Raw genomic sequence first — 13,120 nt, 5'->3', positions numbered from 1 at the left:
CTCGCATTTGGTCACCAGCGACTCATACAGCGGACGCCAGTTACGATTCCATGTCCTTTCTTGCAGGTCAGGAAGCAGTGCCGTAATCGCTTTATACGCCGTTGTGCCGGGTGTCCGTTTGAATCCCCTGCCAGCGCACCGATCACAAGTCTTATCGACCGGTGCGCCGAGCAGGCTGGATTTCTCCAGGTCACGCACGCGGCCGGTACCGTTGCAGCGGCAGCGCTGTGAGATTGTCCCCTTCCCGTTGCACGGTTGACACAGCTCTCTCACGGTCTGGGTTTCAGTTACCTCCGGAATCTTCATCTCACCATCAGCGCCAACGTAACCAGCATATTTCACAACTTCGCGTTCGACCAACTTGAACCCGGCGCCAGCACAATCAGTGCAGGTGCTGGCACTCCCCGCCGACTTGCAATACTCGGCATAGGCCATCTTCGCGAGGATCACCATGCAATGCGCCATCCGGCGGCCAGCTGCTTTACCAACGTGCTTACCGGCGTTCTTTATCGCAAATAATGCGAGGCGTGCAATTGTGCGTTTCCCGTCTTCTTCGCTGATGCCATTTTTGCCGAGGAAAGCGCCCATCCCGAATTCTGCCTCCGCCTCTGCCATTCCAAGACTGGCGGCGAGATCTGGCCCCGTCAGAGAGTCTGAGGCTGTCGCTGGCGGAACATTGGTAAACGCCTGCGTTTTAGGGTTGAACTGCTTCAGTGCATTTTCGAGTTTCATCAGTCGACCACCGGGAGGCTGTTTTTGATGTATTTATTATTGCATAAAACGCAACATGATTCGATTTCATTGCGTATTTTGAAATACCAAAACAACCAGTAATTACGCCACTTCATGTATGCCTATCAGGTTGAGATAAACCTCATCGCTGTCGGCCCCCACACTGTCCTGATGCCTGTCGCTTTGCAGATACCACTTCAAAACTTCCAACGCCTCTTTTTGGTCACGTGGACGAATGGTCTCCAGTTTTTTATCCAGCCACGTTTCCCTGTCAGATATCGGCCCTTCACCGTCGTCGTAACCATCCGGATCAACCTCTTTACGTGCCGTACTGCGCATCTGATATAACCAGTCCCAGTAATTAAACTCCCTGACGACATCGGACAAGGTGTGGGGCTGAGGTAATATTTTATCCATCGTCTTGAATGCCTCGTCACGCCGCATGTCCCACATGTCAAAAACCCGCTGGCCTTCGACTCTGCCGCACTTACGTTCATCATCGGTCCAGCCAAAACATCCCGACTCGTAAATCCAGCCAATGGCATCTTCCAGCCGTTGCTCCGGTTCAGTAAGTTTCGAAAGGAGGTCTTCGCAGCTTCCGAATACGCCGCGCACCTCAGCGGCTCTCTGATACTGACTTTTGGCGTTATCAATATAATGCTGTGGGTTATCCATCCACATTGTGGAAAATACTGACGTCCAGCCAGCGCCTTTACTCTGGAGATAATGCGTATAATTAGCCTGGGCCTGCTTAGGCGTTATGGTCAGTTTTTTCAACGCATCCTCCGCTGCTGCAATATGGGCGGGTTCACCAGTCTTAATAACTTCCAGTACCCACAGATAAGCGTCGGTTTGTTTGTCGCCGGTGACAGAACGCTGAGGCGGTAATGGCTTGGGGATCGCAACGGCAGTACTGTATTTTTGTTCCGGGATAGTAAAGAGCACCCTGTGTTCAGGATTATCCCGAAACAGCCCTGAGCGGCGACAGGTCGTTTTAACCGTATTGATATTGATACCGGTGAGTTTGGAAATCGTTTTATAGCCCTTTCCCTGACGTTTGAGGCGCAGGACTTCGTCTTTCTGTTCTTGAGTCATTTGAACACCCTGTATTCAGATGGTTAAAGGCGGCACTCTGGCCGCCATATTCATTACGGACGTTTGCCGCCGCTGCGTACCGTTCTGGCGCTGATAACCGAATCAGCCAATACCTGATACCCGGTGTTCAACTGACCATCACCGCCCGTCCACTGGCTGATGTTCATCGTTCCAGAGACACTGATAAGGTCACCCTTGCTATGTTTCGCCAGAAAGTCAGCCTGCTTTCCGAAGGCTGTAACCGCCAGCCAGAAAGTTAACTGCCCGTCTTCCGCATCACGGCACGGCAGAGAAACCGCCATCCGCCCGAGTGCCATAGAGGATCCGCCGCTGGTTGTCTTGGTCTGGATATCGGCCACCAGTCGGCCATGTGCTGCAATATGTGCTGTCATCAGAGTTACTCCTCTGTATCATCTGGCATCATCAGAACCACGAAACGGGGCTGCTTACCGTCAATTCTGAGCGTCTTTTTGGTTGTCCCTTTGGCCGGCTTATCCAACATTCCCGCATCAGCCAGCACCTGAGCAAAAGCAACGGGGTTAGCACCGGCGGCGATCTCGTCCCGAAACACCGAGGGAAAGGTATGGAACACCAGGGTTTCAACGCCCTCCCTTTCCTCCCGGTACCCGGCAAGGTCACGGATCGGCAAATCACGCGGATCAGTATGTGGGTGAGGCAAATAGCGGCTGTAGCCAAAGCGCTGAAGAAATGACTCGGCCTGTTCAACCCACGCCTTGGACTCGCGGTTGCCCATACCAAACTCATTTACCCAGGCATTGAAGCTGTGCTGCAGGGCATCACGACTTTCCTGTTCGCTCCATCCGGTAAGTTTCTGGGAAAGCAGCAATGCGCCTTCCAAAACGGCAAAGCGAGAGGCAACACGGCGAACCTGCTCGCTGGCCTCATCGGGCAGCAGCCCCAGCCAACGGCGCTCAGCAGTACGAACGGAATCGACAGCGGCCTTTTTCTGGCTCGCAAGATAGTTAATCCATTCACGCCCGACGGCACCATAGTTCTGCTTACACGCGTCACGCATAGCATCAGCATGGGTCTTACCATCGGCATAACCGTGATACTCGGTTGCTTTGGTGATCGGCACGTTCAGCAGGCGCACCAGCTGACCCGCATTTATCTTGCCGCCGTCAGCGCGGATGTAGCTTTCCATATCAATTTCACCCGTACTGAAGGCCATCGCCCGCCAGCGCTTAACATCACGATTGCCACCTTCTTTGGCTCCCTGAATTTTCCCGACACCGTTAAACAATGCATAAGCAGCATCGGCCACCGCACGACGGTTACTCCCCTGACCGATTTCATCCAGCGGCATAAAACCATCATTGTGTGCCGCCGCCTCGTTAACCAGCCCCAGCGCCGTCGAGTACCACGTCAGCTTGAGCGCATCAGGTTCACCATAAACAGTGCTGGCCGCGTTACCGGTCGTGGTTTTACCCGCGGATGAACCGCCGAACAGGTGGACACCGAATCCATCAGCGCCAGCGATACCAATCAGCGGGGCCGCCAGTGCACAGGCAATACCCAACATCATGGAAGGATTCCCCTGTGCGAGTTTGGCAACGCTACTGCGCCAGCTACCTACAGTTCCTTTGACCGTATATCCCCGCGCTGCGGCAGAACGCCCATTGAACAGCACCGGTTTCTCCGGGTTACCCAATACCTCACCGTCCGGCATGATATAAGCGCCGCACTGCCACCCACTGGCGCTGGCAATTGCCCACATTTCACGCTTACCGCTACGCTGCAAGTGATCGGCAAGAATGGCCTTCAGTGTGCTTTTCGAAGTGATCAGCATTCCGCCAGCTTTGAGTTTTGCCCACCCTTCACGCTCGCCAATATCACGCAAAGGAATGGCTTCGGTTCGCTGTCTGTCACTGCCTTCCGGCGTCCAGGCAAGGATGAGGTAACGCTCAGAATCATCCTCTCCAACACCAACGACTTCCGTATAAGAGGAAAGCCACGCTTCCTTCTCGTTAACTTCGCCACTGTCCTTATCCAGCTTCGGCTCAATCCAGTACAACCCGCCGCGACGCCCGTCAACATAGGGCTTGAGGTCATTCTTCGCGGGTCGTTTGCCACCCTCAATCACGGTAAGTGATGCTTTCACTGTTCCCCCATTTGGCTGATACAGACCACTGGTAAACTGCGCTTTAGTTGCTTCAACTCCATATTGCTGGCGGTGATCGTCCCAGTCGGATTTAACGTCGCCCGGCGGCAAAGTCACCCACCCATCAATAGTACTGGCGGACTTTTCAGCAGCGATCTTGCCGGTGTTCACTTTGGGATTACCCTGCTCATCGACTTCATCAGGTGCGTGCCAGTCGTTGTCACCGGCAATAATGATCCGCGCCTCAGGGTATTTTTCACGGAACAACTGCGCGACCGGAAGAAGATTACCGGCGTCAATCGCGGCGACAATCATCGCATCAGGCATCAGCAATCCGGTCGTAACGCTGGTGGCGTAACCTTCCGCGATCACCACCGTTTCCACCTGTTCAGGAAGTGGTGAGGGTGCGACAAAAGACCCTTTCTTTCTTGTGCCCGCCAGCAGTCTCTTTTCGCCAGACGGCTTGATGACCTGTGCACCGGCAACCGCACCGTACATATCGCGAAGCGTGATCACCATTGAGCCATCATCCAAAAGGGCATCGAAGGGGCTTGGAAGCCCCTTTTTGGCAAAGTAAGCTGAGTCGCCGGGCGAACAGTCTTTAAGCAGTTTTGTCACTTTTGCAGTGACATCAGGCGTCACCGTTTTAGTGACAACGGGCATGGTCTTCATAGGCAGAGAAAGTACATCAGCCACCAACACCGCCGCTTCAGATGCAGAACAGGTCTTCGCCTTTGTGATCAGATCCAGACCATCCCCGGCACCGCACTGATTACAGAAATGCGTTCCCCGTCCTTCCTGGTCATCAAACCGGAACCGGTCTTTGCCGCCACAGGCCGGACACGGACCATGAACACCCGCTGTTCGCGGTACATCAATGCCCAATGACTCGTAAATCTCTCTCCAGCGGCCGGACGCTGAACGTATTACATCGCGGATAATTAAGCTGGCTGTCATTAATACATCTCCAGTCCGAGAGAATTATTCTTTGGATCCTTCAGCGCTATTTCGACGGCATTGCTCATAATGTCCGCCATGAACTCAATTCCTTCCTCTGTCAGCTTGCTGTTGTCCTTATTTGTCATGCTGGAATAAGTAGAAGTCAGGAGTTCAATGCTGCTGGCCTGCCCGTATTCTTTGTGGCACTGCGCCTCGAAACAGTCTTTAAGGCAACGGCACACGGCGTCGGTGCTCAGTTCGCCGAGGATGACCTGCTTGCGTTTTACTTTCACCGTGCACACAGGGTGTCCACCGCTGCGGCGCTTGCAGTACTCAACAAATGCCCCGGCAATATGCTTACGATTTAATTCAAGTTGGTGAGTCATATAATGCTCCTCCCGAATTCAGGCCGAGGGGATCCCCCGACCAGAGTCGGTATTAAATTTATTGAGAGGGACTAATTAATATTTGGCGTTAGCGTTTATTCTTTTGCTCACGTTCCTTGATATTAAAATCGGCCTCTTCTGCATTAAATTTCAGTGCAGCCGTAATGCCGGGAACATACATCAGCATTTCACCGAGAGCGCATAAGTCAGAACGCGCCATATCATCGCTATAGTTCTTATTGTCACAAGCCCAAAATGCGATATTGCCAATGGCACCCAAGCCAGAAATCAAGCCTTCATAAGCCGCCTCTGAGTGCATACGGATGTGCTTCAGCGATGCGGTTTCTTCTTTATGCATATCGCTGCGGGTTAAAATATTCTCGATATGGCTCATGCCTTACCTCCGAACAGCTTATGCAGATTGACGCCGTACTCCGCCAGCCACGCTTCAGCGGGCCATGATTTGACACTTCCCCAACGATCATCGGCGACCAATTTAGCTTCCATATTATTGGCGCGGCACCACTTACGCAGCGGAGCCCACTTATAGTCAGTGCCGGTGGCATTGAGAACTGCGGTCACTGTCGCGTGTTTGGTGCTTTCACCGAGACGTTCCGAAAGGACATTGCATTTGCGGGTTACGGCACCCAGTTTTCCCAGTGCCTGAGCTTCGCGCTTGCGGCTGATCTGGCCTTTGGTCCGTTCGGCATGATCGGCTCGTTGCTTTTCAGCCAAGCGCCCCTGCTCTGAGTCGATTGCCATCTGAAGGATCTCAAGACGGCTAAGGTCGGTCGGCGCTGGCAGCATGTCACGCTTCGTGAAGTAGAATTCACTCAAATCGTTGAAGTAGTCCCACGCCTGATCGGTTTCCAGCATTTTCGAATGGTTGGCCGCACCGCGTTCTGTCCAGAGGCGCAGGCTACGGGCTCGTTTGCCAACTGTATTACTTAAAGATACCCAGTTCTTCATTTCACGAAGTTCATCGCCCTCAATGTCAAAGTAATGCTTCCCTTCAATAAAACGATCTTGGTTACGATGAAAATTGACATTGATATTGTTAACGTCAGTACCATACCCGGACGCCAATTGCTCAGTAGTCACCACACGCTGCCCGCGATACTCGATAACCTGTAAGTCTTTGGCGTTCACTGGAGCCAGTTCAGTTTTATTAGTCATTGCACACCCCCTGTTCATTTAACGCGTCGCATTCTTCAAAACGTACAATGTCGTGAACGGCTTCGGTCCACCAATAAGCCTGATGCCGTTGTTGCTCATTTTCGATTTGCGGGATCACTTCGGTAAGTAAGTGAAGCAAACCCGATTTAACACGAAGCAGTCTGTCCCGGGAGCGATTCTCAGTGGTGTTCGGCGTTGACGCCCCACGGCTTCCCATCAGGTCGGCGATTGCACGCTGGGTTTCTTCGTACGAAGCAGGATAAATGCTGCACTCGTCAGGGATCTGCATGATGCTGGTGATCTGAACTTCACTGATCCGGCGTTCTTCTGCCCCCAACAAGACAAAGGAAGCCGCCTTATCAAGGTTATCAGCCTCGCCACACCATGACAGTTTGAGTGCGCCACCAGCGGCATCAACTGCGCTAAATTCCACGCGATATTTTTTAAGCATTGCGCACCTCCGGCCCGGTTTTAACCGCCGACATTTCACCTGCATCCAGCTCATTCACCAAAGCCTGTGCATAGTCAGACGCAATATCGACCAGAATGGAAATGAATCGCTGGCTGTCTTCAGCACCGCTGATTGCCAGGTGATCTGCACAGTGAAGCAGATCTGCCAGACGCTGAGCACGCAGAAGCGCGTTATCTTTGGTGTGATACATGAAGTTATGCATTGCACACCCCCTGTGCAGACAGGCGAGCGGACAGAGAGAGGATGTAGAACGGTGCAAGAACCCGGCGAGCATCGTGCTCAGTTGGTGCTTCAACCGAAATGCGGCAAGGTTTTGCACGCATATCTGAGCGATTTAGGGCAAGAAAGCGCCAGAGGTATTTTTTCTCAGGGCGAGTTTGGGTACTATGTGAGTATTCCATAGTGTAAGCCTTAGTTACGTTGTGGATAGAGGCTCGGCTAGTGCTGGTAACACTGTCGAGCTTCGCTATTTTTGACATTAAACACATCAATGTGTAATCCACTTTAGATTTAACTGTACTCCCCGTCAATAGTTTTATTCCATTTATTTCCCTGTATACTGTAATCCACAAAAACAGTGGAGAACTAGTAATGGCAAGTAATGCAATCAACTCTAAATCGCAGAAGGTACAAGCCCGAGCACCGCATGAAGTAGTGAATGCAATGGATTCAGTGAAGGAAGATGGCGAGACTACAGGACAATTCATCGTCACGGCCATGCAAGGCGAGATCAAACGCAGGCAGAGGAAGAAAGCCAAAGAAGCACCTGAAGGCTGAACACTATCGCCCACAGCCATACTTTCCGTGCAAGCCGTACGGCGATGAAACAGGGAGGATTCGGCAATGTCCACCACGAACATTAATTCCAAGTCACAAAAATTACATGCGAGAGTCCCGCACAAAGTTGTCGAGGATATTGAGTTATTTAAAAAACGTGATGAAAGTACATCGCAGTTCATTATTGCAGCTTTAGCGGCAGAAATTGACCGACGTCGGCAGGTAAAGAATGCGGCTAAAGGCAAAACAGAGTTACTGTGAATAGAGCTGTGAACTACGAAAGTTTCGTAGTTGGATTTTCCGATGTGTTTTTGTGAGTGACTTTTGGTCACCTGCAAATTCAGAACTCCCCCTCTTAAAGAGGGTCTGTTAGCGCGACAGCTTTTGGCATCCTCCAAAGCTGGATATTCATGATTTTCCTCATGATTGGAAAAGCAACCATCCCAAAGGGTCGGATTCGCAGTCCGGCCCTTTTCTTTGTCTGTAACTTGATGATTTTGATAGTTACATCCAATCTGGATAATTGCCGAACCTAAGCAGTGTTTATGTTTGGTCAAACCTGAGTAATGGTAATGTTCAGGTGAACCGGAATAGTTTTCCGGTTTAAACGATTCCGGCGATTCACCGGAATTAAACAAAATCATCAAGTTAGTCAATTCTCGCGTTTCGCGATAATCAAAACTAGGTCGGTACGCTAATCGTCCGGAGCTGGTTTGTATAACTCCGAAAGAATTGCGCACGGTTTGCAACTCGCTTAAAGCTAGTCGCAACAGGCCCGATAATGTCGGGTCTGTCTTCTGCACAAAATCGCTGTAGCCCTTGGTATGCAAGACCTCTGATGCGACAACCCCATAAAATTGATCCATCAGGCCACCACCTCTACGCGCAAACCTTTAGCGGTGAAGCCAGTAACCTGCTTGCCATCTACACGGACACGTTTTTTAGTCAGGAAGCGCACGTGGTCGTCATAAACATGCAGCCATTTACCATCTACTGCGAGGCGTTTGAATGCCTTGCGCGGTTTAATGGATACCTGCACAAATACGTGGGAAGCCTTTTGCGCTGCGGGTTCTACTGCGACAACCCCCTTGTCATTTCCCGTCACACGATATAGCCAGAAGCGAGCATCTTTCCCGGTCAGTTGGCGGGTGCGAACTGGCACATAACCTGCCTTACGCATTGCCTTGCCGAACTCCGCATCATTGGTAAAAAACTGGCGGCGCAGCTCAGTTGAGATTTGAACTGCAAAGCTACGCTTTGTTGTAAATTCGTTCCAGGCATCCACCAGTTCATAAGGCAAACCGTTAACAGTAATACCGCTGAGGGGGAATTTAGGGTGAGTTTGGCCTACCCCATGGAGGGGTACATTTTTCAGTTTCATTGATTATTCTCCGTTTAAGCTTTTAGTAGCTGTCGCGACGGCATCGAAATGATGAAAGAACCGAGCCGCAAACTCTCGCAAGTAATGAACACCCAGTGTTCTTATCAGGCGACATCCTTGCGGGATTCTGCAATGCGCTGGTTGATCCATTCGTCAATTTCGCTTTCAACGAAGGCAATTGAGCGAGTGCCGATTTTTACGGAGGTGGGGAATTTCCCATGGGATATAAGACGATAAATCCAAGCTTTGCTGTAACCAGTTCGTCGCTGTACTTCGACTAGGCGAATTAAGGAATTAGACATGTATACCTCTATCAAACAATGTATCCATTAGTGGACATCAATTACTGAAGGTGATTTTTGATCATGTCTGAGTTTGGGAGAATTAATATATACCGGTTAGTATCTATATTTTGTATATTAACCGGTATATATTCACTATAAATGCTCACTCCGTTGTGCCAAATCCTTAATCCATACTTTGATAGTCGGCAATTTTGGCGCATCCGTATGTTTCTCGTCCATTTTGGCTTTCACGAAGTTAGCCACGCTGTTTTTTGAAGCCTTTGGATTTTGCTCCAAGAGTTGCATAGCAAGGGATATGGCCTCACCTTTTCTTTCATGCTCTGGCCTGCCACCTAAAACCCCTATCCTTTCAGGTCCTTTTTCAAGCGTCATCACCTGAATAGATGTTGTTAATATCGCATTGAATATAGCCCTAGCCTCATACTTTCTTCCGTTAATCAAGGAAAAAATAAACATCAGCATTATGGGGTAAAAGTTTTTTTCAGGAACATTAAAAGCAATGGCTAAATCTTTACCACAAGAAATAGCTTTCATTTCAAGATCTGACTTTTCCTTTTCAGGATTAAGTAAATCATTAATGTTTATTTTCAGGAGATCAGCCGTATCAAAATAATCTCCACTTTGAGTATCATTGAAAGAGTCATTAATAAGCTTTTCTATAATTTCGAACTTTTCATCTGCGATTCGATCTTCAAATTCACTCACTACAGAAAGTAAAGGTAATTTTTTTGTCACTTTGCGACACCTCTAGCCCTCTAAATATCGAGGCTATGCCAGCCAGTAGAGGCGTACTGGTTTTCGGTGATCAACCTAGGTATAGCCTTATTCTCGTGATGTCTAATATAAATCACTACTGTATACTCGTCCAGCTATCAGCTCCCATTTTGCATTCAACATGGTCGTTTGAGCATTCACACAACAAGGTCGGTTCAAACGGCCTAAAGTCGGTTCAGGGTAGGTTCAATATTTCAAATAAATAACATATAAATCAACACACTAAAATATTGAACCGACTGAACCGACTGAACCTACCTATTTTTCTCTCACATGAGAGAGTTCCGTGTTAGTGAATCCATTCCTCTGGCTCGCTGCCCTACGAACGTTCCAGCGAGTCCATGTAGTCGGCATACCATTGCAGCATCTCTCTACGCCCCTCAAGGTACTGCGCATGGTTGTAAGTACCCCTGATGCTGTTCTTATCGACGTGAGCGAGCTGTAGCTCGATCCAGGCGGTGTTATAACCCTGCTCGTGCAATATGGTACTCATGGTGTGACGGAAGCCGTGACCAGTTGCTTTACCACGATAACCAACACGCTTAATGACCTGATTGATACTCGCCTCACTCATTGGCTTCAGGCTGTCATTCCGCCCGGGGAAAACTAATTTAAACCGACCGGTGATGTCTTGAATTTCGAGCAGGAGTTCTTTTACCTGCTTGGAAAGTGGAACCAGATGCGGCCGCTTCATCTTCATTCTGGATGCGGGTACTTCCCAGATATCGTTCTGGAGATCGAACTCAGCCCATTCGGCAGCACGTAACTCAATAGTGCGGACTCCGGTCAGTAAAAGCAGCTTTGTTGCTCTTAATGTAATTTGGCTACCGGAATATTGATTCAGCGATCGGAGAAACTCAGGAAGCTCTGAGGATAATAGGTGGGGGTAGTGCTGATGTTTCTGAACAGCCAATGCACCTGCAAGATCACCTGCTGGATTATTTTCTGCTCTGCCCGTCACGATGGCATATCGGAACGTCTGACTGCATGCCTGACGGATCTTACGCATTTTGTCTAACACACCACGCTTTTCTAATTTGCGCAGTGCCTCGAGGATTTCAAGAGGCTTTATTTCAGCTATTGGCCGTTTTCCGACATACGGAAAAATATCGTTCTCGAAGGATTCCATAAGGTCTTCAGAGTACCCTTTAGACCAGTTCGGCTTCTTATAGGCGTGCCATTCTCTGGCTAGGGCTTCAAAGGTGTTTTCAACGCTAACCTTTCTCGACTGCTTCTCCGCCTGTTTTTCCTGCCCCGGATCGCCACCAGCAGCTAAGGTTCGTTTTGCCTCATCACGTTTTGCTCTCGCAGCAGCGAGCGGAACGTCTGGATAAACGCCAATGGAAAGCAATTTCTCTTTTCCGTTTATCCGATATTTGAGGCGCCAGTAACGTGATCCATTGGTGTTGACCAGAAGGTAAAGGCCACCACCATCACTGAGCTTGTAAGGTTTGTCTTTGGGCTTGGAAGTATCGACCTGACGGGCGTTGAGTTTCAATTGGGGGTATCTCACTACATTGAACCTGAGGATACCCCCATATATACCCCCATTTGCATGTTTATTTCAATGGATGGCAATAGACGTTGGGATAATGGAATATGGCTGAAAGCCTTGGTACTAGAGGGATTAGTGGACTTTGGAAGACGTTAAAATAAGTAAGGGTGGTACGCCCTACAGGGCTCGAACCTGTGACCTACGGCTTAGAAGGCCGTTGCTCTATCCAACTGAGCTAAGGGCGCATTGCTTGTCCCAAATTGGGAGCGTTGCGGGTTCGGATTATACGGGCAGACCGGGTTGAGTCAATGGCTTTCGAACTCTCTGCTTAATGCCTGAACAATTAGCAGTTATTCCCGGTATGCCTGATAAGACGATGTCATCAGCGGTGGTTATTTTTCGTGCTCAGATTTCAATGCAGCGGTGATAACGCGCGCGGAGGCGTGGTATGCCACGCCTTCGTAGGCGGTCAGTTCCGGCTGCAAAGTTTGTACGATACCGTTTTTACCGATCACCGCCGGTTGCCCGATATACACGCTAAGTTCGTCATCCCACGCGGAAACCGGGTACACGCTCTGCGCATTGGACAGCACGGCATCCACCAGACGGGCTGTCGCGGTCGCAATACCGAAGCTGGTCCAGCCCTTCCCTTGCAGGATTTCCCAGCCGCCGCCGCGAACGGCGTCGTCCATTTTTGCCCAGTCAACCTCGCGATCGCCCGCCAGTTCGGCGACCGGACGTCCACCGAGCGTGACAGTGCTCCAGGCGACAAACTGCGACTCACCGTGTTCGCCCATCACGTAGCCCGTGACGCTTTTCGGATCAAAGCCAAAAAACTCGCCGACTACGCGTTTCATCCGTGCGGTATCCAGAGACGTGCCGGTGCCAAATACCTGCGAATCCGGCAAGCCGCTGGTTTGCTGAATAATCTGGGTTATCACGTCGCACGGGTTGGTGATGTTGATAATAACGCCGCCAAAACCGCTGGCGATGACACGGGGAATGACTTCACGGACTGCCGCACGGGTTTCGGCCAGCTCTTCCAGACGGTCTTCGCGTAACAGCGTTTTAGGGCCGACGGCGATGACCAGCACGTCGGCGTCATGCAATTCGCTGTAATCATTAGCGATGACCTGAACGCGCGAAGCAGTCAGTGAAGCCATATCGCGCAGTTCAAGCGACTGGCTGACGGCTTTCTTTTCATTTTCATCCAGCAGCACAATGATGTCGCACAAACCCTGTGTGACCAGTGAAAACGCGACGTCAGCGCCCACGTGCCCGGCACCGATGATTCCCACTTTACGTGTCATTTATTCCTTTCCTCATGATTTAAATAGAGTCACATCTAAAATAGACACTTTTTTCGCCACTGTCTCAGGTTAAATTCTCACCCGCCGATAACAAGTTATTCGCATTCAGCGCCTGACAGCGCACGCCGCTTCTGACAAAATAGACGCATCCCCCTG

The 13,120-nt window shown here is 50.3% G+C and carries 17 protein-coding genes and 1 tRNA gene; 2 read left to right on the top strand and 16 right to left on the bottom strand.

Annotation, left to right across the window (positions count from 1 at the left end; all coding sequences use genetic code 11):
* The 10 genes from J8X26_RS01090 to J8X26_RS27860 form a co-directional block, all read right to left on the bottom strand.
* A partial coding sequence (locus J8X26_RS01090; RefSeq protein WP_208949942.1) for an antitermination protein occupies positions 1-732 on the bottom strand: 732 nt, incomplete at its 3' end.
* Positions 733-834: 102 nt separating this feature from the next.
* Complete coding sequence (locus J8X26_RS01085; protein ID WP_208949941.1) at positions 835-1,827, bottom strand: hypothetical protein; 993 nt, start codon at positions 1,825-1,827, stop codon at positions 835-837.
* A 53-nt stretch (positions 1,828-1,880) separates the two neighbouring features.
* Positions 1,881-2,219: a single-stranded DNA-binding protein gene (locus J8X26_RS01080; protein ID WP_208949940.1), complete on the bottom strand. Its 339-nt coding sequence runs from the start codon at positions 2,217-2,219 to the stop codon at positions 1,881-1,883.
* A 5-nt stretch (positions 2,220-2,224) separates the two neighbouring features.
* Positions 2,225-4,906 carry a TOPRIM and DUF927 domain-containing protein gene (locus tag J8X26_RS01075; protein ID WP_208949939.1) on the bottom strand — a complete coding sequence of 894 codons (2,682 nt, stop codon included), beginning with the start codon at positions 4,904-4,906 and terminating at the stop codon, positions 2,225-2,227.
* Positions 4,906-5,274 (bottom strand): hypothetical protein, encoded by a 369-nt coding sequence (locus J8X26_RS01070; protein WP_208949938.1) that lies wholly within the window; start codon positions 5,272-5,274, stop codon positions 4,906-4,908. The genes J8X26_RS01075 and J8X26_RS01070 overlap by 1 nt, the downstream gene beginning before the upstream one ends.
* Positions 5,275-5,362: 88 nt before the next feature.
* Positions 5,363-5,668: a hypothetical protein gene (locus J8X26_RS01065; protein ID WP_208949937.1), complete on the bottom strand. Its 306-nt coding sequence runs from the start codon at positions 5,666-5,668 to the stop codon at positions 5,363-5,365.
* Complete coding sequence (locus J8X26_RS01060) at positions 5,665-6,450, bottom strand: ORF6N domain-containing protein (RefSeq protein WP_208949936.1); 786 nt, start codon at positions 6,448-6,450, stop codon at positions 5,665-5,667. The genes J8X26_RS01065 and J8X26_RS01060 overlap by 4 nt, the downstream gene beginning before the upstream one ends.
* On the bottom strand, positions 6,443-6,901 hold the full coding sequence (locus J8X26_RS27580; RefSeq protein WP_244370241.1) for a hypothetical protein: 459 nt from the start codon (positions 6,899-6,901) through the stop codon (positions 6,443-6,445). The genes J8X26_RS01060 and J8X26_RS27580 overlap by 8 nt, the downstream gene beginning before the upstream one ends.
* Entirely contained in the window at positions 6,894-7,124 is a 231-nt protein-coding gene (locus J8X26_RS01050) for a hypothetical protein (RefSeq protein ID WP_208949935.1), read from the bottom strand. The genes J8X26_RS27580 and J8X26_RS01050 overlap by 8 nt, the downstream gene beginning before the upstream one ends.
* On the bottom strand, positions 7,117-7,323 hold the full coding sequence (locus J8X26_RS27860) for a host cell division inhibitor Icd-like protein (RefSeq protein ID WP_280118817.1): 207 nt from the start codon (positions 7,321-7,323) through the stop codon (positions 7,117-7,119). The genes J8X26_RS01050 and J8X26_RS27860 overlap by 8 nt, the downstream gene beginning before the upstream one ends.
* A gap of 190 nt (positions 7,324-7,513) precedes the next feature.
* On the opposite strand from J8X26_RS27860, the gene J8X26_RS27570 reads away from it, so the two are divergent.
* Positions 7,514-7,699, top strand: a complete 186-nt coding sequence (locus tag J8X26_RS27570; RefSeq protein ID WP_244370239.1) for a YlcI/YnfO family protein — start codon at positions 7,514-7,516, stop codon at positions 7,697-7,699.
* A 66-nt stretch (positions 7,700-7,765) separates the two neighbouring features.
* Positions 7,766-7,960, top strand: coding sequence for a YlcI/YnfO family protein (locus J8X26_RS27565; RefSeq protein WP_244370237.1), 195 nt, complete (start codon positions 7,766-7,768; stop codon positions 7,958-7,960).
* Positions 7,961-8,564: 604 nt separating this feature from the next.
* Here the strand turns inward: J8X26_RS27565 and J8X26_RS01040 are convergent.
* The 6 genes from J8X26_RS01040 to J8X26_RS01015 form a co-directional block, all read right to left on the bottom strand.
* Positions 8,565-9,080 carry a hypothetical protein gene (locus tag J8X26_RS01040; protein ID WP_208949933.1) on the bottom strand — a complete coding sequence of 172 codons (516 nt, stop codon included), beginning with the start codon at positions 9,078-9,080 and terminating at the stop codon, positions 8,565-8,567.
* 104 nt (positions 9,081-9,184) lie between these two features.
* Positions 9,185-9,382, bottom strand: coding sequence for an AlpA family transcriptional regulator (locus J8X26_RS01035; RefSeq protein WP_208949932.1), 198 nt, complete (start codon positions 9,380-9,382; stop codon positions 9,185-9,187).
* A gap of 135 nt (positions 9,383-9,517) precedes the next feature.
* Entirely contained in the window at positions 9,518-10,120 is a 603-nt protein-coding gene (locus J8X26_RS01030) for a hypothetical protein (RefSeq protein WP_208949931.1), read from the bottom strand.
* A 358-nt stretch (positions 10,121-10,478) separates the two neighbouring features.
* Positions 10,479-11,657, bottom strand: coding sequence for an integrase arm-type DNA-binding domain-containing protein (locus tag J8X26_RS01025; RefSeq protein WP_208949930.1), 1,179 nt, complete (start codon positions 11,655-11,657; stop codon positions 10,479-10,481).
* Between the two features lie 165 nt (positions 11,658-11,822).
* Positions 11,823-11,899, bottom strand: a tRNA-Arg gene (locus tag J8X26_RS01020).
* Between the two features lie 147 nt (positions 11,900-12,046).
* Positions 12,047-12,964, bottom strand: a complete 918-nt coding sequence (locus J8X26_RS01015; protein WP_208949929.1) for an L-lactate dehydrogenase — start codon at positions 12,962-12,964, stop codon at positions 12,047-12,049.
* Positions 12,965-13,120 lie beyond the last annotated feature (156 nt).

Origin of the sequence: Rahnella sp. ChDrAdgB13 (genome assembly GCF_017655185.1) — a bacterium.
Classification (GTDB): Bacteria; Pseudomonadota; Gammaproteobacteria; order Enterobacterales; family Enterobacteriaceae; genus Rahnella; species Rahnella contaminans.
This window is presented reverse-complemented; position numbering and strand designations above follow the sequence as displayed.

What these genes read in the sequence shown, in the direction of transcription:
- J8X26_RS01085 (WP_208949941.1), bottom strand. Translation starts at nt 1,827, where the DNA reads ATGACTCAAGAACAGAAAGACGAAGTCCTGCGCCTCAAACGTCAGGGA.
- J8X26_RS01065 (WP_208949937.1), bottom strand. Translation starts at nt 5,668, where the DNA reads ATGAGCCATATCGAGAATATTTTAACCCGCAGCGATATGCATAAAGAA.
- J8X26_RS01050 (WP_208949935.1), bottom strand. Translation starts at nt 7,124, where the DNA reads ATGCATAACTTCATGTATCACACCAAAGATAACGCGCTTCTGCGTGCT.
- J8X26_RS01070 (WP_208949938.1), bottom strand. Translation starts at nt 5,274, where the DNA reads ATGACTCACCAACTTGAATTAAATCGTAAGCATATTGCCGGGGCATTT.
- J8X26_RS01075 (WP_208949939.1), bottom strand. Translation starts at nt 4,906, where the DNA reads ATGACAGCCAGCTTAATTATCCGCGATGTAATACGTTCAGCGTCCGGC.
- J8X26_RS01060 (WP_208949936.1), bottom strand. Translation starts at nt 6,450, where the DNA reads ATGACTAATAAAACTGAACTGGCTCCAGTGAACGCCAAAGACTTACAG.
- J8X26_RS01035 (WP_208949932.1), bottom strand. Translation starts at nt 9,382, where the DNA reads ATGTCTAATTCCTTAATTCGCCTAGTCGAAGTACAGCGACGAACTGGT.
- J8X26_RS01040 (WP_208949933.1), bottom strand. Translation starts at nt 9,080, where the DNA reads ATGAAACTGAAAAATGTACCCCTCCATGGGGTAGGCCAAACTCACCCT.
- J8X26_RS27580 (WP_244370241.1), bottom strand. Translation starts at nt 6,901, where the DNA reads ATGCTTAAAAAATATCGCGTGGAATTTAGCGCAGTTGATGCCGCTGGT.
- J8X26_RS01015 (WP_208949929.1), bottom strand. Translation starts at nt 12,964, where the DNA reads ATGACACGTAAAGTGGGAATCATCGGTGCCGGGCACGTGGGCGCTGAC.
- J8X26_RS27570 (WP_244370239.1), top strand. Translation starts at nt 7,514, where the DNA reads ATGGCAAGTAATGCAATCAACTCTAAATCGCAGAAGGTACAAGCCCGA.
- J8X26_RS01080 (WP_208949940.1), bottom strand. Translation starts at nt 2,219, where the DNA reads ATGACAGCACATATTGCAGCACATGGCCGACTGGTGGCCGATATCCAG.
- J8X26_RS27860 (WP_280118817.1), bottom strand. Translation starts at nt 7,323, where the DNA reads ATGGAATACTCACATAGTACCCAAACTCGCCCTGAGAAAAAATACCTC.
- J8X26_RS27565 (WP_244370237.1), top strand. Translation starts at nt 7,766, where the DNA reads ATGTCCACCACGAACATTAATTCCAAGTCACAAAAATTACATGCGAGA.